This is a genomic window from Streptomyces sp. NPDC039430 (genome assembly GCF_055639435.1).
This window is the reverse complement of the sequence record NZ_JBVKAK010000005.1, coordinates 483,967-503,134: the sequence shown is the minus strand read 5'-3', so window position 1 is coordinate 503,134 and position 19,168 is coordinate 483,967. Positions and strand designations below refer to the sequence as shown.

General features: G+C 70.2%; 15 protein-coding genes. 11 read left to right on the top strand and 4 right to left on the bottom strand.

All coding sequences use genetic code 11. The annotated features are described in order from the left end of the window. The first annotated feature begins 83 nt into the window (after window positions 1-83). On the top strand, window positions 84-1,493 hold the full coding sequence (gene radA / locus ACZ7LS_RS16510) for a DNA repair protein RadA (protein ID WP_129770942.1): 1,410 nt from the start codon (window positions 84-86) through the stop codon (window positions 1,491-1,493). 44 nt (window positions 1,494-1,537) lie between these two features. Next, window positions 1,538-2,662, top strand: a complete 1,125-nt coding sequence (disA, locus tag ACZ7LS_RS16505; protein WP_365912849.1) for a DNA integrity scanning diadenylate cyclase DisA — start codon at window positions 1,538-1,540, stop codon at window positions 2,660-2,662. A 192-nt stretch (window positions 2,663-2,854) separates the two neighbouring features. Here the strand turns inward: disA and ACZ7LS_RS16500 are convergent, their stop codons facing one another. Further along, on the bottom strand, window positions 2,855-3,739 hold the full coding sequence (locus ACZ7LS_RS16500; protein ID WP_385134960.1) for an aldehyde dehydrogenase family protein: 885 nt from the start codon (window positions 3,737-3,739) through the stop codon (window positions 2,855-2,857). Window positions 3,740-3,918: 179 nt separating this feature from the next. On the opposite strand from ACZ7LS_RS16500, the gene ACZ7LS_RS16495 reads away from it, so the two are divergent. The 6 genes from ACZ7LS_RS16495 (at window position 3,919) to cseC (ending at window position 9,201) form a co-directional block, all read left to right on the top strand. Next, window positions 3,919-4,566, top strand: a complete 648-nt coding sequence (locus tag ACZ7LS_RS16495) for a phosphatase PAP2 family protein (protein WP_382670415.1) — start codon at window positions 3,919-3,921, stop codon at window positions 4,564-4,566. A 184-nt stretch (window positions 4,567-4,750) separates the two neighbouring features. Next, the gene (locus tag ACZ7LS_RS16490; protein ID WP_382520754.1) at window positions 4,751-5,686 is read left to right on the top strand and encodes an HhH-GPD family protein; all 936 of its coding nucleotides are present in this window, start codon (window positions 4,751-4,753) and stop codon (window positions 5,684-5,686) included. 173 nt (window positions 5,687-5,859) lie between these two features. Then, window positions 5,860-6,516, top strand: coding sequence for a SigE family RNA polymerase sigma factor (locus ACZ7LS_RS16485; RefSeq protein ID WP_382520755.1), 657 nt, complete (start codon window positions 5,860-5,862; stop codon window positions 6,514-6,516). Between the two features lie 35 nt (window positions 6,517-6,551). Further along, window positions 6,552-7,172 (top strand): hypothetical protein, encoded by a 621-nt coding sequence (locus ACZ7LS_RS16480; protein ID WP_382520757.1) that lies wholly within the window; start codon window positions 6,552-6,554, stop codon window positions 7,170-7,172. A gap of 17 nt (window positions 7,173-7,189) precedes the next feature. Next, on the top strand, window positions 7,190-7,894 hold the full coding sequence (cseB, locus tag ACZ7LS_RS16475; protein ID WP_382520759.1) for a two-component system response regulator CseB: 705 nt from the start codon (window positions 7,190-7,192) through the stop codon (window positions 7,892-7,894). Beyond that, on the top strand, window positions 7,891-9,201 hold the full coding sequence (gene cseC, locus ACZ7LS_RS16470; protein WP_382520760.1) for a two-component system sensor histidine kinase CseC: 1,311 nt from the start codon (window positions 7,891-7,893) through the stop codon (window positions 9,199-9,201). Before cseB ends, cseC begins: the two co-directional genes overlap by 4 nt. Before the next feature lie 146 nt (window positions 9,202-9,347). On the opposite strand, the gene ACZ7LS_RS16465 is transcribed toward cseC, so the two are convergent. Then, entirely contained in the window at window positions 9,348-11,060 is a 1,713-nt protein-coding gene (locus ACZ7LS_RS16465) for an MDR family MFS transporter (RefSeq protein ID WP_385134963.1), read from the bottom strand. Between the two features lie 121 nt (window positions 11,061-11,181). Here ACZ7LS_RS16465 and ACZ7LS_RS16460 point away from each other — a divergent pair, with 121 nt between their 5' ends. Further along, complete coding sequence (locus tag ACZ7LS_RS16460; RefSeq protein ID WP_382520764.1) at window positions 11,182-11,757, top strand: TetR/AcrR family transcriptional regulator; 576 nt, start codon at window positions 11,182-11,184, stop codon at window positions 11,755-11,757. 48 nt (window positions 11,758-11,805) lie between these two features. On the opposite strand, the gene ACZ7LS_RS16455 is transcribed toward ACZ7LS_RS16460, so the two are convergent. Continuing rightward, the gene (locus ACZ7LS_RS16455) at window positions 11,806-12,495 is read right to left on the bottom strand and encodes a M23 family metallopeptidase (protein WP_382520766.1); all 690 of its coding nucleotides are present in this window, start codon (window positions 12,493-12,495) and stop codon (window positions 11,806-11,808) included. Window positions 12,496-12,975: 480 nt separating this feature from the next. Between ACZ7LS_RS16455 and ACZ7LS_RS16450 the strand changes: the two genes are divergently transcribed. Then, a complete protein-coding gene (locus ACZ7LS_RS16450) occupies window positions 12,976-13,335 on the top strand; it encodes a trypco2 family protein (RefSeq protein WP_382670423.1) in 360 nt (119 codons plus the stop codon). Then, window positions 13,332-16,394 (top strand): NACHT domain-containing protein, encoded by a 3,063-nt coding sequence (locus ACZ7LS_RS16445; RefSeq protein ID WP_385134966.1) that lies wholly within the window; start codon window positions 13,332-13,334, stop codon window positions 16,392-16,394. Before ACZ7LS_RS16450 ends, ACZ7LS_RS16445 begins: the two co-directional genes overlap by 4 nt. 95 nt (window positions 16,395-16,489) lie before the next feature. Here ACZ7LS_RS16445 and ACZ7LS_RS16440 read toward each other — a convergent pair whose 3' ends face one another. Further along, window positions 16,490-19,012, bottom strand: coding sequence for an ATP-dependent Clp protease ATP-binding subunit (locus tag ACZ7LS_RS16440; RefSeq protein WP_249952897.1), 2,523 nt, complete (start codon window positions 19,010-19,012; stop codon window positions 16,490-16,492). Window positions 19,013-19,168 lie beyond the last annotated feature (156 nt).

The window sequence follows — 19,168 nt, the reverse complement described above, 5'->3', positions numbered from 1 at the left end:
GCACGCCCCGATGCGCTCCTCTTCCTTCAGGCCCGGTAGCGCCCGTGGTCGGCGCTGTCAGTGGGTCCCTATACGGTGACGCCATGGCTGCCCGTACGAAATCCGCCAAGGACAGGCCGTCCTACCGCTGCACCGAGTGCGGTTGGACGACCGCCAAGTGGCTCGGCCGCTGCCCCGAATGCCAGGCGTGGGGCACGGTCGAGGAGTACGGCGCGCCCGCGGTACGGACCACGGCGGCGGGCCGGGTCTCCACGGCCGCGCTGCCGATCGGCCAGGTCGACGCCCGTACGGCCACCGCGCGCTCCACGGGCGTGGACGAGCTGGACCGGGTGCTCGGCGGCGGGCTGGTGCCGGGCGCCGTCGTGCTGGTCGCGGGCGAGCCGGGCGTGGGCAAGTCGACGCTGCTGCTCGATGTCGCGGCGAAGTCGGCGAGCGACGAGCACCGCACGCTCTATGTGACGGGCGAGGAGTCCACCAGCCAGGTGCGGCTGCGCGCCGACCGGATCAAGGCCATCGACGACCATCTCTATCTGGCCGCGGAGACGGATCTCTCCGCGGTCCTCGGTCACCTCGACGCGGTCAAGCCGTCGCTGCTGATCCTGGACTCCGTCCAGACCGTGGCCTCACCGGAGATCGAGGGCGCGCCGGGCGGTATGGCCCAGGTCCGTGAGGTCGCGGGCGCGCTCATCCGGGCGTCCAAGGAGCGCGCCATGTCGACGCTCCTGGTGGGGCATGTCACCAAGGACGGCGCGATCGCGGGGCCGCGGCTGCTCGAACACCTTGTGGATGTCGTGCTGTCGTTCGAGGGCGACCGGCACGCCAGGCTGAGGCTCGTCCGGGGGATCAAGAACCGCTACGGGACGACCGACGAGGTCGGCTGTTTCGAGCTGCACGACGAGGGGATCACCGGGCTCGCCGACCCGTCCGGTCTGTTCCTCACCCGGCGTGACGAGCCCGTCCCCGGCACCTGCCTGACCGTCACGCTGGAGGGGCGCAGGCCGCTCGTCGCCGAGGTGCAGGCGCTGACGGTCGACTCGCAGATCCCCTCCCCCCGGCGCACCACGTCCGGTCTGGAGACCTCCCGGGTGTCGATGATGCTCGCCGTGCTGGAGCAGCGCGGCCGGATCAGCGCGCTCGGCAAGCGCGACATCTACAGCGCGACGGTCGGCGGGGTGAAGCTCACGGAGCCCGCCGCCGATCTCGCGATCGCCCTCGCGCTGGCGTCCGCGGCCAGTGATACGCCCCTGCCGAAGAACCTGGTCGCGATCGGGGAGGTCGGGCTCGCGGGCGAGGTCAGACGGGTTACGGGCGTCCAGCGGCGGCTGGCCGAGGCCCACCGTCTCGGCTTCACGCAGGCGCTTGTTCCCACCGATCCGGGGAAGATCCCCGCCGGTATGAAGGTCACGGAAGTCGCCGACATGGGTGATGCTCTCAGGGTGCTGCCGCGCCGCGGTCGTGCGGACGCCCCACGGGAAGACAACGCTCGCCGGTAGACTTTGCCCTGGTCTCGCCCATCCGTACGAGCCGGAGGAGTGCAGTGGCAGCCAACGACCGGGCATCAGCGCCCGGAAAGTCCGGCGCGGGCTCCGGCAACGAAGCGCTGATGCGCGCCTCCCTGAGCGCTGTCGCGCCGGGCATGGCGCTGCGCGACGGCCTGGAGCGGATCCTGCGCGGCAACACCGGAGGTCTGATCGTCCTGGGCATGGACAAGACCGTCGAGTCGATGTGCACGGGCGGTTTCGTGCTGGACGTGGAGTTCACCGCGACCCGCCTGCGCGAGCTGTGCAAACTCGACGGCGCGCTCATCCTGGACAAGGACATCACCAAGATCCTGCGGGCCGGCGTCCAGCTGGTCCCCGAGTCGTCCATCCCCACCGAGGAGACGGGCACACGGCACCGCACGGCCGACCGCGTGTCCAAGCAGTGCGGCTTCCCGGTCGTCTCCGTCTCGCAGTCGATGCGGCTGATCGCGCTGTACGTGAACGGGGAGCGCCGGGTCCTGGAGGAGTCGGCGGCGATCCTGTCGCGGGCGAACCAGGCGCTGGCGACCCTGGAGCGGTACAAGCTCCGTCTCGACGAGGTCGCGGGCACGCTCTCCGCGCTGGAGATCGAGGACCTGGTGACGGTCAGGGACGTGACGGCCGTCGCCCAGCGTCTTGAGATGGTGCGCAGGATCGCCACGGAAATCGCCGAGTACGTGGTCGAGCTGGGCACCGACGGCCGGCTTCTCTCGCTCCAGCTGGACGAGTTGATCGCGGGCGTGGAGCCGGAGCGGGACCTGGTCGCACGGGACTACGTCCCCGAGCCGACCGCCAAGCGCTCCCGTACGGTCGACGAGGCGCTCGGCGAGCTGGACTCGCTGAGCCATCCCGAGCTGCTCGAACTGCCCATCGTGGCAAGGGCGCTGGGCTACAGCGGCGCGCCCGAGACGCTCGACTCCGCGGTCTCGCCGCGCGGTTACCGGCTGCTGGCCAAGGTGCCGCGGCTGCCGGGCGCCATCATCGAGCGGCTCGTCGAGCACTTCGGCGGGCTCCAGAAGCTGCTGGCGGCGAGCGTCGACGATCTGCAGACGGTGGACGGCGTCGGCGAGGCGCGGGCCCGCAGCGTGCGCGAGGGGCTGTCGCGGCTGGCGGAGTCCTCGATCCTGGAGCGGTACGTCTAGCGGCGTCTCCACACGGCGCCTTCAGCGGCGTACGTACGTGAGCGACGGCGGCACGCGAACGACGGCCGCGCGTGAACGACTGCGGCACGCGAACAACGGCGCCACGCGAGCGACCTCGGCGCGTGAACGACGGCGGCGCCCCGGCCCACTCCCGGGCCGGGGCGCCGTCTCATGCGCCGGTGCGGACGGCTGTCAGTCCTTCTCCAGGCGGATGGACGCCTGGCCCTGCTTCACAGAGGCGCGCGAGGTCTTGGCCTCCACCAGGTACGTGCCGGGGCCCACGGCCCCCGCGGGCGGCGTGGCGCAGCCCGGCGCGCTCCGTCCGCGGTTCCACTCGACAGTGCGCGTGATCGTTCCGCCCGCCGGGACCTCGTAGAGCACCGCGCCGGTCTTCGGGCAGTGCTCGGACGACCAGACGTCCTCGTCGTCGGCGTTGGCGACCGTCAGCACCACGGCCTTCGGCCCGAAGTCGGCCTTGCAGGCGGTGTTCGAGGTGTTCGTGGCGGTCAGCCGGAACGCGGGCTTCTCGCCGGGCGCGTAGGCGACCTTCGTCGTGGTGAGGCGCAGGGTGAGGGCGCTCGGCGGGCAGTTGGGCAGTCCGGAGCCGGCCGGTACCTGCCGACCGGAGCTGGTGCTTCCGCCACCGCTGCCCGCCGAACCGCCGCCACTGGCGCCGCCGGTGCTCGCGGCGCCGTCCGGACCGCCGGAACCGGCCCCGCCGGCGCCGCCGGTGTCGCCGTTCTTGCCGCCGTCGCCGCCGCCGTCCGTACCGCCCTGGCCGCCGCCGGTCCCACCGGTGCCGCCGGTTCCGCCGGTCCCGTCGGTCGAGCCCGACTCGTCGCGTCCGCCCGGCTGTTCACTGATGGCCGGCCCGGAACCGGAGGGGCCCGGGGTGATGGACGTCGCGGGATTGGCGCCGTCCGCTGTGTCCCCGCTGTTCTTGCCGTCACCCCCGCGGGAGGTGACGACCCATACGACGAGCAACGCGAGCAGCGCGATCAGCGTCGCCGCTACTGCCCTCCGTCGCCAGTAGATGGTGGAGGGAAGCGGCCCGACCGGATTGCGCAAAGATCCCACGGCGCAAACTGTACGAGAGATCGGCGCCAACTCCCGCCCCCCATGCCGCCCGTCTCGCAAGTTTTACGGATCATCATCACGGAGCGGCCGCCGGTGACCGGGACTTCCTTCCTTTCGGCAGGGGTACACCCCGGTCTTCGGGTGAGGGGAACTCCCGATGATCTCTGTACGTTCTCCCCATGAACAGCAGCGCAACGAGCGATCTCTATCGCGAAATCACCGACTTCGCCCGTACGACCCCTTCCTGGTTCCAACACCTCGCAGAACTCTGGACAGAGGCCGGACTGCTGTTGTTCGGCGTGCTCTTCATAACGGTGTGGTGGTACGCGCGGCCGGCCGGTTCACGCGCCGTGGCCGTCGCGGTCCTCGCGCCGCTCGCGACCGCCGTCGCGTATGTCTGCAGTGAACTGACCAAGTCGGCGCTGACCGAGGAGAGGCCGTGCCGTGCGGTCGCCGGAGCCGGGGCCTCGCTCATCCCCTGTCCGCCGGTGGGCGACTGGTCCTTCCCCAGCAACCACGCCACGATCGCCGGAGCGGCGGCGATCGCGCTGGCCGTCGCCCGTCCCGTACTCGCTTACCTCACCGTCCCGATGGCCCTGCTGATGGCGTTCTCCCGGGTCTTCGTCGGGGTCCACTATCCGCACGACGTGGCGGTGGGGCTGGTGTTCGGCGGCGTGGTGGCGACGGTCGTGGTCCTGGCGGCGGCACGGCCCGTGGGCACGCTGGTCCGGACGATGCGGACGAGCGGGTCGGGTCTGGCCCTCCTCCTCGCCGGACCGGGGCGGACACGCACAGCCGATCACACGGGCATGACCGAGCGGGCATGACCGGGCGGGCGTGACGAGACGAGCGTGACCGGGCGGGCGTGACAAGGCAAGCGTGACCGGGCGCGTGGGACGGGCGGGCGGGGGTGAACGTGGGGCGTGCGCGGGACCGGGCGCGTGACACCTCGGCCCCGCCCGCGCCTGCCGCACCCTCCACGGCCCGGGACATGCCAGGATCGGTGGTGCCATGACTGCTACCTCCGCGCACTCCGCGTCCTCCCCGACCGCCGTCGATCCGGCCGCCCTCCACACCCCCGTCATCGCGTGGTTCGACTCGAACGCCCGCGATCTGCCCTGGCGCCGCCCCGAAGCGGGCGCCTGGGGGGTGATGGTCAGCGAGTTCATGCTCCAGCAGACCCCGGTGAACCGGGTGCTCCCGGTGTACGAGCAGTGGCTCGGCCGCTGGCCGCGCCCCGCCGATCTGGCCGCCGAGGCCCCCGGCGAGGCAGTCCGCGCCTGGGGCCGGCTGGGCTATCCGCGCCGCGCGCTGCGGCTGCACGGCGCCGCGCAGGCGATAACGGAGCGGCACGGCGGTGACGTACCGCGCGAGCACGCGCAGTTGCTCTCGCTGCCCGGGATCGGTGAGTACACGGCCGCGGCCGTGGCCTCGTTCGCGTACGGACAGCGGCACGCGGTGCTCGACACGAACGTGCGCCGTGTCTTCGCGCGCGCCGTGGCGGGTGTCCAGTACCCGCCGAACGCGACGACCGCCGCCGAACGCAAGCTGGCCCGCGCGCTGCTGCCCGAGGACGCCCCGACCGCGGCGCGCTGGGCGGCGTCCTCCATGGAGCTGGGCGCGCTGATCTGCACGGCGAAGAACGAGGGCTGCGTACGGTGCCCGATCGCCGACCGGTGCGCCTGGCGGCTGGCCGGGAAACCGCGGTACGAGGGCCCCGCGCGGCGCGGCCAGACGTACGCGGGTACGGACCGTCAGGTGCGCGGCAAGCTCCTGGCCGTCCTGCGCGAGGCGGTCGCGCCGGTGCCGCAGGGGGTCCTGGACGCGGTCTGGGACGAACCGGTGCAGCGGGCCAGGGCGCTGGACGGGCTGGTCGCCGACGGGCTGGTCGAGCCGATGGAGAACGGGGTCTACCGGCTGCCGCAGAACCGGGCAGAACCGCGCTGATCCCGCGCCCGCCGCGCACCGTGTCACGGCTGCCCGTCCGGCGGCCGTTACACAACCGATGGACAGCCGTGCGTCCTCCGACGGCTGTCCCGCACAGCCTCGTGACAACCGCTCCGTAATTTCGGTGCCGTAAGCGAACGGCATGGATGGTCACGGGGTGGGAGGCGGTTGTCATGGCGCACGGTGAGGTGCTCGGATTCGAGGAGTACGTACGGACCCGGCAGGAGGCCCTGCTGCGGAGCGCCCGTCGCCTCGTGCCCGATCCCGTCGACGCGCAGGACCTGCTCCAGACCGCGCTGGCCCGTACGTTCGGACGCTGGGACGGCATCGCCGACAAGTCGCTCGCCGACGCCTATCTGCGCCGCGTCATGATCAATACGCGTACGGAGTGGTGGCGCGCCCGCAAGCTCGAAGAGGTCCCCACCGAGCAGCTGCCCGACGCGAGCATCGACGACGGCACCGAGCAGCGTGCCGACCGCGCGCTGCTGATGGACATCCTGGGGGTGCTCGCGCCCAAGCAGCGCAGCGTGGTGGTGCTGCGGCACTGGGAGCAGATGAGCACGGAGGAGACGGCTGCCGCGCTCGGCATGTCGGCGGGTACCGTAAAGAGCACGCTGCACCGCGCGCTGGCCCGGCTCCGTCAGGAGCTGGAGAGCCGGGAACTGGCCGGCCAGGGCCTGGACGCCGACGCGCCGGAGCAGTCGGATCTCCGTCGCGGCAGGAGCGGCGGGAGTTACGGGAGCGACAGAGGTGACGGCCGGGGCGCTCGCGTCACACGCGGCGGCCACGGCGGTCATGAGGAGCGGGGGCGGGAGAGGTGCGCGGCCTGAGAGACCCGGGGCGGCCGGCAGGCGGACCCTTCGCGGTGGGTACGGCACTGTCCGCGCTCGCCGCTGCCGGCCTGCTCGTGTCCGGCTGTTCGACCGGCGGTACGGGCACCAGGGACGAGGGCGCGGCCGTGACCTCCCCCGTGGAGCGCGGCGCGCCGACCCCCAGGGTGTCCGCGGTGACCCCCGCCAAGACCGTCAACGCGGTGACGCTGCTCCGGCAGGACCCCGCGGTCAGCCCGCGTGTGAAGGCCGACCTCAAACCGTGCGGCGAGGACTCGTACCCGGTGGACACGTCGTACGGGAATCTGACCGGCGGTACCGCGCCCGATCTGGTGGTCAACGTGATGACGTGCGGTGACTCGGTGGGCGTCGGGACGTATGTGTACCGCGAGCGGAACGAGGAATACCAGAACGTCTTCGCGGCGGAGGAGCCCGCCGTCTACGCCACGATCGACCGCGGTGAGCTGGTCGTCACCCAGCAGGTGTACGCGAAGGGCGATCCGCTGTCCTTCCCGTCGGGCGAGGACGTCGTGACGTACGGCTGGGCCGACAGCAAGTTCAGCGAGCGCTACCGCGTGCGCAACGACTACAGCAGAGCGGTGGGCAACGGCGAGGGTTCCTCATCCGTCGTGCCCGCCCCGACGAGCGAGAACTGAGAGCTGAGAACCACGGGATGGCCGAGACCCATGTCCTCTTCGTCGAGGACGACGATGTCATCCGCGAAGCCACCCAGCTGGCGCTGGAGCGCGACGGCTTCGTGGTCACCGCCAGGCCGGACGGGCTCGCCGGCCTCGACGCGTTCCGCGCGGACCGTCCCGACATCGCTCTGCTCGATGTGATGGTGCCGGGTCTGGACGGCGTCAGCCTGTGCCGGCGTATCCGTGACGAGTCGACCGTCCCCGTGATCATGCTGTCCGCGCGCGCCGACTCGATCGATGTCGTACTCGGGCTGGAGGCGGGCGCCGACGACTATGTGACCAAGCCCTTCGACGGCGCGGTGCTGGTCGCCAGGATCCGCGCCGTACTGCGCCGCTTCGGGCACGCGGGCGGGCCGGCCGGGGAGAGCGGCGGACCGGGCGAGCCCGATGAGAACGGGGTGCTGACCTTCGGCGATGTGGAGATCGACACGGAGGGCATGGAGGTGCGCAGGGCGGGCGCGCCGGTGGCGCTGACGCCGACGGAGATGCGGCTGCTGCTGGAGTTCTCGTCCGCTCCCGGGACCGTGCTCTCCCGCGACAGACTGCTGGAGCGCGTCTGGGACTACGGCTGGGGCGGAGACACCCGGGTGGTGGACGTCCATGTCCAGCGGCTGCGCACCAAGATCGGCCAGGACCGGATCGATACGGTCCGCGGCTTCGGATACAAGCTCAAGGCATGAAGCGGCTCACCCTGCGCACCGGTGTCCGGTGGAAGATCAGCATCGCGATCGCGGCGGTCGGCGCGCTGGTCGCGGTGGCGCTGAGCCTGGTGGTGCACAACTCGGCGCGGGTCTCGATGCTCGACAACTCGCGCGAGGTGCAGATGGAGCGGCTGCTGTTCGCGGAGCGGATGTACGAGTCGACGAAGGAGCCCAGGCTCGGCACGAAGCTCAATGACCCGACGCTCCCGCGCGATCTGCGCGCGAAGATGAACCAGGGCAGGCGCGCGACCCATGTGCAGGAGACCGCGAGCGGTGTGCCCGATGTGTGGGCGGCCGTCCCGCTGAGCAACGGCACGGTGCTCTCGCTGCACAGCAAGTTCGCCGACTCCACGACGATCATGAAGGATCTGGACCGGTCGCTGATCATAGGTTCGGTCTCGGTGGTCTTCGGGGGCTGCGCCCTGGGGGTGCTGATCGGCGGACAGCTCTCGCGGCGTCTGCGCAGGGCCGCCGCGGCGGCGGGGCGGGTCGCGCAGGGCAATACGGAGGTGCGGGTCGGGGACGCGGTCGGCGGCGTCGTACGGGACGAGACCGATGAGCTGGCCCGCGCGGTGGACGCGCTGACCGACGCGCTGAACGAGCGCATCGAGGCCGAGCGCCGGGTCACCGCGGACATCGCCCATGAGCTGCGTACGCCGGTGACCGGGCTGCTGACCGCCGCCGAGCTGCTGCCGCCCGGCCGCCCCACGGAGCTGGTACGGGACCGGGCCCAGGCCATGCGCACGCTGGTGGAGGACGTGCTGGAGGTCGCGCGGCTCGACAGCGCCTCGGAACGCGCCGAACTCCAGGAGATCGCTCTCGGTGAGTTCGTCGCGCGGCGGGTGGGGGTGCTGAACCCCGCGATCAAGATCAAGGTCGTCCACGATTCCTGGGTCAGCACGGATCCGCGCCGGCTGGAACGCATCCTGGGCAATCTGCTGGCCAACGCCGCCAAGCACGGCGGGACGCCCGTCGAGGTGACGGTCGAGGGCCGGGTGGTACGCGTACGGGACCACGGCCCCGGCTTCCCCGACGCCCTGCTGCGGGAGGGCCCGAGCCGCTTCCGTACGGGCGCGACCGACCGCGCGGGCCATGGCCACGGGCTGGGCCTGACCATCGCGGCGGGCCAGGCCCGGGTCCTCGGAGCGCGGCTGACCTTCCGGAACGCGTCGCCCGAGGGGATCGAGGGCCGGGACGGCTCGGGAGGCGCGATCGCGGTCCTGTGGCTGCCGGAGCACGCTCCGACGACGACGGGCAGTTTCCCGATACTGCGGCTGCCGGGCTGACCGCGCGACCCGCGTGACCGTATGCCCGCGTGACCGTATGCCCGCGTGACCGCGGCTGAGGCTCTCCCGTGCACTGACCACGGCCCCCGGCGCCGGTGAGCGCCAGGGGCCGTGAGCCGTTGAGTGATGCGTCGTACGCCGGAGGCTCAGGCCGACTGCGTGACCTTGCCGTCAGCCGCCGGAGCCGAGGCCGGGGCCGGGGCCGGGGCCGGGCCCTGGTCGGCGGCGTCGGCCGGCTTCGGCTCCCCGCCCCGCAGCGGGACCTCCTTGACGAAGAACGCCGCGACGAAACCGATCACCGCGATCGCCGCGCCCAGTGTGAACGCCGCGTGCGTACCGGTCGACACCGCGTGCTGGTACGCCTCGCGCACCATCTCCGGCAGCTTCGCCAGGCTCGCCGCGTCCAGCTGGGCCGACTGCTGGGTGGCACCCGTCGCGCCCGCTCCGGCGCGGGCGGCCATCTCGTCCTGCACCCGGCTGGTGAACAGGGCGCCCATGATGGCGGCGCCGAAGGAGCCGCCGAGCGTACGGAAGAGGGTGGTGGTGGACGAGCCGACGCCCATGTCCTTCATCTCGACGCTGTTCTGCGCGACGAGCATGGTGATCTGCATCAGGAAGCCCATGCCCGCGCCGAGGACGGCCATGTAGACGCCGGAGGTCAGCCGCGAGGTGCCGGTGTCCATCTGCGCCAGCAGGAACAGGCCGACGACCATCAGGCCACCGCCCAGGATCGGGAAGATCTTGTACTTGCCGCTGCTGGTGGTGATCCGGCCCGCGACCAGCGAGACGGCCATCATCGACAGGAGCATCGGCAGCAGCAGCAGACCGGAGTTGGTGGCCGAGGCGCCCTGTACGGCCTGCTGGTAGAGCGGGAGGAAGAGCACCGCGCCGAACATCACGAAGCCGGTCAGGAACCCGATCACGGACATCAGCGAGAAGTTGCGGCTGCGGAAGATGTGCAGCGGCATGATCGGCTCGGGGACCCTGGTCTGTACGAAGACGAAGGCGACGAGGGAGACCACGCCGATCGCGATCAGCTCCATGATCATCGCGGAGCTCCAGGCGTACTCCGTACCGCCCCAGGTGGTGACCAGCACGATCGCCGTGATGCCGACGGTCAGCAGCGCGGCACCGAGATAGTCGACCTTGGCCTTGCTCCGGTCCTTGGCGGGCAGGTGCAGGACGGCCGTGATCATCACGAGCGCCAGCGCGCCGAGCGGCAGGTTGATGTAGAAGCTCCAGCGCCAGCCGAGGTGGTCGGTGATGGTGCCGCCGACGAGCGGTCCGCCGATCATCGCGAGCGCCATGACGCCCGCCATCATGCCCTGGTACTTGCCGCGCTCCCGGGGCGGTATCAGGTCGCCGATGATCGCCATGACGCCGACCATCAGACCGCCCGCGCCCAGGCCCTGCACGGCCCGGAAGCCGATCAGCTGGCCCATGTCCTGGGCCATGCCGCTGAGCGCCGAGCCGATCAGGAAGACCACGATCGAGGCGAGGAAGACGCCCTTGCGGCCGTAGATGTCACCGAGCTTGCCCCAGATCGGCGTGGAGGCGGCGGTCGCCAGGGTGTACGCGGTCACCACCCAGGACAGATGCGCGAGGCCGCCCAGCTCACCGACGATGGTCGGCATCGCGGTACCGACGATCATGTTGTCCAGCATCGCCAGAAGCATCGCGATCATGAGCGCGAGCAGCACCACGCGCACACTGCGCGGCTGCGGCGCGGACTTCTCCACGCTTCCCGGACCCGCTGGATCCGCCGGGCTCGCCGGATTTCCCGAGCCCGCTGGACTTCCCGCGCCCGCTGGACTTCCTGGGCTCTGTAGCTGCTTCGTCTGCTTACCGGTCGGACTCATCGTCCCCACTCCCCTGTACTTCCCCTGGTACTTACTTGCCGCCCGGCAAGTCGACTACAGTGGGATAAGGTAGACCGCAACTTGCCGGGCGTCAAGTAAGTTATTTCTCGGGAGAGCACCCATGGGCAGCACACAGCACCCGCGGCGGGGAAACACCCGCCAGCGCATCCAGGACATCGCGCTGGAGCTCTTCGCCGAGCAGGGGTACGAGAAGACGTCGCTACGGGAGATCGCCGAGCGGCTGGACGTCACGAAGGCGGCGCTGTACTACCACTTCAAGACCAAGGAAGACATCCTGATCAGCCTCTTCGAGGATCTGACGCGCCCGCTCGACGATCTGATCGCCTGGGGCGGTACACAGCCGCACACCCTGGAGACCAAGCAGGAGATCCTGCGCCGCTACAGCGAGGCGCTGCACGGCGCGGCCCCGCTCTTCCGCTTCATGCAGGAGAACCAGGCGACCGTCCGCGAGCTGAGCGTCGGCGAGACGTTCAAGGGGCGGATGATGAACATGCTCGATCTCATCCAGGACCCGGACGCCTCCATGAAGAACCGGGTCCGCTGCCTCAGCGCGCTCTTCACGATGCACGCGGGCATGCTCGCCCTCAGAGACGTCGATGGAGACCCCGAGGAGAAGCGCAAGGCCATCCTGGAGGTCTCCACCGAGCTGATGAGCCAGGCTCACCGGATCACATAGTGACGGTCACACCTCGACAGTCATACCGTGACAGTCACACCGCGACGGTCACACCTTGACGCCCACCGAGCGCAGGAACGGGACCGGGTTGACGCCCGAGCCGTAGTTCGGGGTCGTACGGATCTCGAAGTGCAGGTGCGGGCCGCTGGAGTTGCCGGTGTTGCCGGACAGCCCGATCACCTTGTCGGTCTTGACCTGCTGACCCACGTACACCTTGACCTGCGACAGGTGCGCGTACTGCGAGTACGTGCCGTTCTTGTGCTTGATCACGATCGCGTTGCCGTACGCGGGGCCGTCACCGGCGCCGTTCGGGCCGGCCTTGACGACGGTGCCGCCGTGGACGGCGTGGACGGGCGTGCCGGTCGGAACCGCGAAGTCCTGGCCGGAGTGCTTGCTCGCCCACATACCGCCGCCTATGCCGAAGCCGGCGCTGAGCTTGTAGTGCTTGACCGGGTCGGTCCAGGAGACGGCCTTCTTGGCGTTCGCCTTCGCCTTCGCGGCCTTCGCCTTGGCGTCGTCCGCCTTGGAGGCGGGCTTGGCGTGGGCGGCGGCCTGGTGCGTGGCGGCCGAGACGGTCGAGGCGGTGGCCGCGGCGCCGGTGGTCGCGTCACCACCGGTCGCGGCGAACGCGGCCCCGGTTCCGGCCGCCAGCGACACTCCGAGTCCGGCAGCCAGGACACCGGCACGGGTACGAAGGACGGACGGTCGGGAGAGACGGGACAGCTTGCGCTGCGACATACGGGTAAACCTCCGGGCATCAAGGGACCCGGCACACGAGCGCCGGGCTGGCCTCACCTTGGTAACCCGGACCCCACCTCATCCCAAAACACCCCATCTACGGCATCACGTCGTAGCGATCCCCCGGGCAATCCGCCTCTTGACGCCCCCGGCGGACGCGCCACAGGCATGCTTTATGTGCTGATTTCAACTGGTTTAACCGCACGTGGAACGCCTTGGGACCGGCGGCCGGCCCCGGTGCGCGGCGCAGTCGGCGCCATCCCCCCGAAAGCCCCGCCCGCGACAGGGCCGAACGTCCCGGCCGACGCCCGGCGCCGCGACTACGACGGCTAGTAGGCTCGGAAACGCCTGTGCTGCTTGTCACGGCCACCGGGTAGGAATGCCTTCCGATTCAGGACCAAAGTCCCGGTTAATCCGACCGATCACCGGCAGGGACCACCGCCTCATACCGGGGCGATCGCGCCCAAGGGGGACACCACCATGACCGCCCCGTCCGACGGCCACGGCCATGACTTCGACGGCATCGAACTCGCCGACGCCATCGAGTCCGTACGCGACCAGCTCCTCGACGCCGCCACCCGCGCCACGGACCGGCCCCTGGCCTTCGAGGTGGGCGACATCCAGATGGAATTCACGCTGGAACTCCGCAAGGAGATCAAGGGCGGGGCCAAGGTCAAGGCCTGGGTGGTCGAGGCGGGCGCGGACGGCACCCGCGCGACGGGCCGCACCCACAGGGTCGCGTTCACACTGACGCCCCGGGACGCCCGCACCGGCACCCCGTGGAAGGTCGGCAACGACGACCAGGGCAGTACGGCCGGATTCGGCCGCGGAGCGCGATGAGCACCGCCCGCGTCGTCGCCGTATGCGGAGAGACGCAGGGCACGGGCGTGCTGCTCGCCCCGCGCCTCGTGCTGACCTGCGCGCATGTGGTCGGCGGCGACGACAGACCGATGATCGCCCACCCCGGCCGGGCGGGGCGGGTCACCTCCGAGGTCCAGTGGCGCGACGCGTCGCTCGATACGGCGCTGCTCTTCGCCGACCACGACCTCATCGACGCGGAACGGGCCGCTCCGCTCGGCCGGCTCCGTATCGGCGCGCTCGCCACCACCTCACCGCTCCCGCACTGCGAGATCGTGGGGTTCCCCGACATCCAGCGGTACGGGCACGACGGCGCCCTGGAACTGGACCAGTACCGCGCGACCGTACTGCCCTCGGCCGGCTCGCTGCGCTCCCTCCTCGTCTGTGAGCTGGATCACCCCGCGGCCGCCGAGCGCCACGACGGCACGTCGCCGCTCCAGGGCCTGTCCGGCTCACCGGTCTTCGCCGGCCCGGTGCTGCTCGGCATCGTCACGCAGGTCCCGAAGGGGCGCGGCCAGCTGCGGGTCGAAGGCATACCGATGGACCGGATCCTGGCCACCGATGTCTTCCTGGACTCGTTCCGGTCGGAGCGGGTGACCGACTTCCACCCGGGCGACCAGCGCTTCGAGGAGCGGTACGCGCGGGCGCTGCGGGCCCGGTACCGCAAGACCCGCGTCTTCGGGATCGACGAACTGGGCACGCGCGAGACGAGCTGGGACCTGGACACGGCGTATCTGAGCCTGGAGGCGGGCCGGCGGGACGGGCTCGTCCCAGGACCCGAGGTCCCTTTCGGATCCGGACCCGCCCTGCCCCGCCGGATCGACGACCTGCTGGCGGACCGGCCCCGTACGCTGCTGCGCGGCGAGGCGGGCGCGGGCAAGACCACCCTCGTCTGGTGGCTCGCCTCCCACGCGGCGTCCGGCACGCTCGACGCCGAACTCGCCGACCTCAACGGGCTGGTGCCGTTCGTCGTCCCGCTGCGTACGCTGCACGCCCGCGGTACCGGCCTCGCGGACCTCGACCAGCTCCACACCGCGGCCCAGATCCCGGTGGGCAGGGCACCGGACGGCTGGGCCGACCGGGTGCTCGCGTCCGGCCGGGCCCTCCTGCTGGTCGACGGCATCGACGAAGTGCCGCCCGCCGAGCGCGAGAAGGCCCGTACGTGGCTCACCGAGCTGCTGGACCTCTACCCCGGGACCCGTTGCCTCACCACCGTACGACCGCTCGCGGTCGAGCAGGGCTGGCTGCGCTCCCAGGGCTTCGCGGAGCTGCACCTCCTGCCCATGCGCGACGAGGACATCCAGGCCTTCGTCGCGGCCTGGCACCGAGCCGCGCGACGGGAGTGCGACGGCTACGCCGACCAGGCGCTCGCCGCCGAGGAACAGGCCGAACTGCGCGCGCTGGAAACGGAGTTACAGACACGCTTCCGGCAGCACGCGGCCCTGCTCGCCCTCGCCCGGACCCCGCTGCTCTGCGCGGTCATCTGCGCCCTGCACCGCCGCAGGCGCGGCTTGCTGCCGGACACCCGCTGGGAGCTGTACCGCTCCACGCTGGCCATGCTCCTCGGCAGCCGGGACAGCCAGCGCGGGATCCGGCGCCCCGAAGGCATCACGATGGGTCTGGAGGAGCACCAGGAGCTGTTGCAGTCCGTCGCGGTCTGGCTGGTGCGGGCGGGTCAGACCCAGCTCTCGTACCAGGACGCCGAGCGCCAGATCGAGGTGGCGATGCGACGGCTGCCCCTGGTGAGCGCGCAGGGCACGGCGACGACCGTGCTCACGCATCTGCTGAACCGCAGTGGTCTCCTCCAGGAACGCGGCGACAGAGAAGTCCAGTTCATCCACCGCACCTTCCAGGACTATCTGGCGGCCCGCGCGTTCATCGAGGACGGGTCGCTCCTTGAGCTGCTCCAGAACGCCCACGACGAGCGGTGGCACGACACGATTCTGCTGGCGGTCGGCCACTGCCGGCCCCACGAGATCCGGAAGCTGATCGGCGGCCTGCTCGCCGCCGGGGAGGCCGCCTCCGACCGGACGCGACGCGCGGAGCTGTACGTACTCGCGGCCCGCTGTTTCCTCGACGCCGTCGTGGTGGACGAGACGGTCGCCGAAGAGGTCGAGTCGCGTGTACGCGCCATTCTTCCGCCTCACCCGATGGCGCCGGTGGAAAAACTCGCCTCATTGGGGCCCTATGTACTGCCTTTTCTTCCCGGACCGGCCGATGCCGATTCGGTGACGGCCCAACGCGTCGTCCGGCTCATCTGCGCAATCGGCGGCCCGGAGGCCATTCCCCTCGCGCGCCGGTACGCGCCGCACGAAAGCGCTTTGGTGCGGGTGCAGTTCGCGACGAGCTGGAGCCGATTCCCGGCGGGACCGTACGCGCGGGAGGTACTGGCCCGCATGCCCTTCGCGGGCACGATGCTCACCGTGACCGATGCCGGCCAATTGCGGCATCTTCGCGAACTGCCCGCCTTTCCCTCGCTCATGCTCCTCGGCAGTTACGGCGGAGCACGACTCGGCTCATTTCTTACGGGCTTTGGCTTCGAGAGGCTGCTCGTCCTCTCCAACAAAGCGCTGGACGAGCTGTCGTTCCTCCGTGAACTGCCGCGGCTGAACAACCTGACGCTATCCGGCTGTTCAGCCCTGAAAGACCTCTCGGGCCTGCGGGAGTCAGGGATCGAAGTGCTCCAGCTGGAGGTGGACCGGCTGACGCACGCCGATCTCTCCCCCATCCACCGGATGCCGGAACTGTCGTCGCTGCGGCTCACCTACGGAGATTCGCCGCTCGCACAACAACTGCCCACCGGTCACCCCCGGGTGAAGAGCCTCACCATCCAGTGTGAGAAGCCGATCGACTTCTCCTCGCTCCCCGAGTGGACCTCGCTCTCACAGCTCGAAATCATCACCACCATGCCAGAGGGCTGGGAGCCTGATCTGCCTCCCCTGCACGGCCTGCGGGTCACCATCTCGCCCCGCTGGGTCTCCGTACCGCACACCGTCGTCGGCGACGAGATCCTCTTCGACCAGCCGACCGTGCACGACTGAGACGGGCCTGCGCCGAGAAGAAGGGGCTGCCCCGGAACCGTGGGAAACACGGTCCGGGGCAGCCCCTTCAGTCACTCACCCCAGGGGTGTGAGCCTCACACGTCCTTCGTCAGGTTCGGGCCGCCACCGGCCGCCTGCTCGATCGGAGGGACGTCCGGCAGAGGCGACTTCTCCTCGCCGCGGAAGGTGAACTTCTTCGCCTCACCCTCGCCCTCGGTGTCCACGACCACGATGTGACCGGGGCGCAGCTCGCCGAAGAGGATCTTCTCGGAGAGGACGTCCTCGATCTCGCGCTGGATCGTCCGGCGCAGCGGCCGGGCGCCCAGGACCGGGTCGTAACCCTTCTTGGCCAGCAGCGACTTGGCGTTCGCGCTGAGCTCAAGGCCCATGTCCCGGTCCTTCAGCCGCTCGTCCACCTTGTCCACCATGAGGTCGACGATCTGGATGATGTCTTCCTCGGTGAGCTGGTGGAAGACCACCGTGTCGTCGACGCGGTTGAGGAACTCGGGCCGGAAGTGCTGCTTCAGCTCTTCGTTGACCTTGTTCTTCATCCGCTCGTAGTTGGTCTTGGTGTCGCCCTGGGCGGCGAAGCCCAGGTTGAACCCCTTGGAGATGTCCCGGGTCCCGAGGTTGGTCGTCATGATGATGACCGTGTTCTTGAAGTCCACGACCCGGCCCTGGGAGTCGGTCAGCCGACCGTCCTCCAGGATCTGGAGCAGGGAGTTGAAGATATCGGGGTGGGCCTTCTCGACCTCGTCGAAGAGGACGACGGAGAACGGCTTCCTGCGCACCTTCTCGGTGAGCTGGCCGCCCTCCTCGTACCCCACGTATCCGGGGGGCGAGCCGAAGAGACGCGAGACCGTGTGCTTCTCGCTGAACTCCGACATGTCGAGCGCGATCAGCGCGTCCTCGTCGCCGAAGAGGAACTCGGCGAGCGTCTTGGACAGCTCCGTCTTACCGACACCGGACGGGCCGGCGAAGATGAACGAGCCACCGGGACGCTTGGGGTCCTTCAGACCCGCTCGCGTACGGCGGATCGCCTGCGAGAGCGCCTTGATGGCGTCCTTCTGGCCGATGACGCGCTTGTGGAGCTCGTCCTCCATGCGGAGCAGCCGCGAGGACTCCTCCTCGGTGAGCTTGAAGACCGGGATGCCCGTGGCCGTCGCCAGGACCTCGGCGATCAGCTCCTCGTCCACCTCGGCGACGACGTCCATGTCGCCGGCCTTCCACTCCTTCTCCCGCTTGGTCTTCGCGGCCAGCAGCTGCTTCTCCTTGTCACGGAGAGACGCCGCCTTCTCGAAGTCCTGGGAGTCGATGGCCGACTCCTTGTCACGGCGGACGCCCGCGATCTTCTCGTCGAACTCGCGGAGGTCCGGCGGAGCGGTCATCCGGCGGATACGCATCCGGGAGCCGGCCTCGTCGATCAGGTCGATCGCCTTGTCCGGCAGGAAGCGGTCCGAGATGTAGCGGTCGGCGAGCGTCGCGGCGGCGACCAGGGCGGAGTCCGTGATGGACACGCGGTGGTGCGCCTCGTAGCGGTCGCGCAGACCCTTGAGGATCTCGATCGTGTGCGGCAGCGACGGCTCCGCGACCTGGATGGGCTGGAAGCGGCGCTCCAGGGCCGCGTCCTTCTCCAGGTGCTTGCGGTACTCGTCGAGCGTCGTCGCACCGATGGTCTGCAGCTCACCACGGGCCAGCATCGGCTTCAGGATGCTCGCCGCGTCGATCGCGCCCTCGGCGGCACCCGCACCCACCAGGGTGTGGAGCTCGTCGATGAAGAGAATGATGTCCCCGCGGGTGCGGATCTCCTTCAGGACCTTCTTCAGCCGCTCCTCGAAGTCACCGCGGTAGCGGGAACCGGCGACGAGCGCGCCGAGGTCGAGGGTGTAGAGGTGCTTGTCCTTGAGGGTCTCGGGCACCTCGCCCTTGACGATGGCCTGGGCCAGCCCCTCGACGACCGCCGTCTTTCCGACGCCGGGCTCGCCGATGAGCACGGGGTTGTTCTTCGTACGGCGGGACAGCACCTGCATGACCCGCTCGATCTCCTTCTCGCGCCCGATGACCGGGTCGAGCTTGGATTCGCGGGCCGCCTGGGTGAGGTTCCGGCCGAACTGGTCGAGGACCAGGGACGTGGAGGGCGTGCCCTCGGCAGGACCGCCCGCTGTGGCGGCCTCCTTGCCCTGGTATCCGGAGAGCAGCTGGATGACCTGCTGCCGCACCCGGTTGAGATCGGCGCCCAGCTTCACGAGGACCTGGGCGGCGACGCCCTCGCCCTCGCGGATCAGGCCGAGCAGGATGTGCTCCGTGCCGATGTAGTTGTGGCCCAGCTGAAGAGCCTCGCGGAGCGACAGCTCCAGGACCTTCTTGGCACGGGGGGTGAAGGGGATGTGGCCGGACGGGGCCTGCTGCCCCTGCCCGATGATCTCCTCCACCTGCTGGCGGACCGCCTCGAGCGAAATCCCGAGGCTCTCCAGGGCCTTAGCGGCGACACCCTCACCCTCATGGATAAGGCCCAGGAGGATGTGCTCGGTGCCGATGTAGTTGTGGTTGAGCATCCGGGCTTCTTCCTGAGCCAGGACGACAACCCGCCGCGCGCGGTCGGTGAACCTCTCGAACATCGTTAATCGCTCCTCAGAGCGGTCAGGCAGTAAAGGGGTCGGTCCCCTCCCTGTCCTTCCGCAGCTTAGTCCCGCAAGCGGGGACCGCTCATTCCAACTGCCGACTACCTGTCCCAGGCTCCCAGCCCCGAACGCCGGACAACAGCTCCAACCCGA

Excerpts from the sequence above, each read along its gene's own strand:
- ACZ7LS_RS16450 (WP_382670423.1), top strand. The coding sequence starts at position 12,976 with ATGACCGCCCCGTCCGACGGCCACGGCCATGACTTCGACGGCATCGAA.
- radA (WP_129770942.1), top strand. The coding sequence starts at position 84 with ATGGCTGCCCGTACGAAATCCGCCAAGGACAGGCCGTCCTACCGCTGC.
- cseB (WP_382520759.1), top strand. The coding sequence starts at position 7,190 with ATGGCCGAGACCCATGTCCTCTTCGTCGAGGACGACGATGTCATCCGC.
- ACZ7LS_RS16465 (WP_385134963.1), bottom strand. The coding sequence starts at position 11,060 with ATGAGTCCGACCGGTAAGCAGACGAAGCAGCTACAGAGCCCAGGAAGT.
- ACZ7LS_RS16440 (WP_249952897.1), bottom strand. The coding sequence starts at position 19,012 with ATGTTCGAGAGGTTCACCGACCGCGCGCGGCGGGTTGTCGTCCTGGCT.
- ACZ7LS_RS16490 (WP_382520754.1), top strand. The coding sequence starts at position 4,751 with ATGACTGCTACCTCCGCGCACTCCGCGTCCTCCCCGACCGCCGTCGAT.
- ACZ7LS_RS16455 (WP_382520766.1), bottom strand. The coding sequence starts at position 12,495 with ATGTCGCAGCGCAAGCTGTCCCGTCTCTCCCGACCGTCCGTCCTTCGT.
- ACZ7LS_RS16485 (WP_382520755.1), top strand. The coding sequence starts at position 5,860 with ATGGCGCACGGTGAGGTGCTCGGATTCGAGGAGTACGTACGGACCCGG.
- cseC (WP_382520760.1), top strand. The coding sequence starts at position 7,891 with ATGAAGCGGCTCACCCTGCGCACCGGTGTCCGGTGGAAGATCAGCATC.
- ACZ7LS_RS16460 (WP_382520764.1), top strand. The coding sequence starts at position 11,182 with ATGGGCAGCACACAGCACCCGCGGCGGGGAAACACCCGCCAGCGCATC.
- ACZ7LS_RS16495 (WP_382670415.1), top strand. The coding sequence starts at position 3,919 with ATGAACAGCAGCGCAACGAGCGATCTCTATCGCGAAATCACCGACTTC.
- ACZ7LS_RS16445 (WP_385134966.1), top strand. The coding sequence starts at position 13,332 with ATGAGCACCGCCCGCGTCGTCGCCGTATGCGGAGAGACGCAGGGCACG.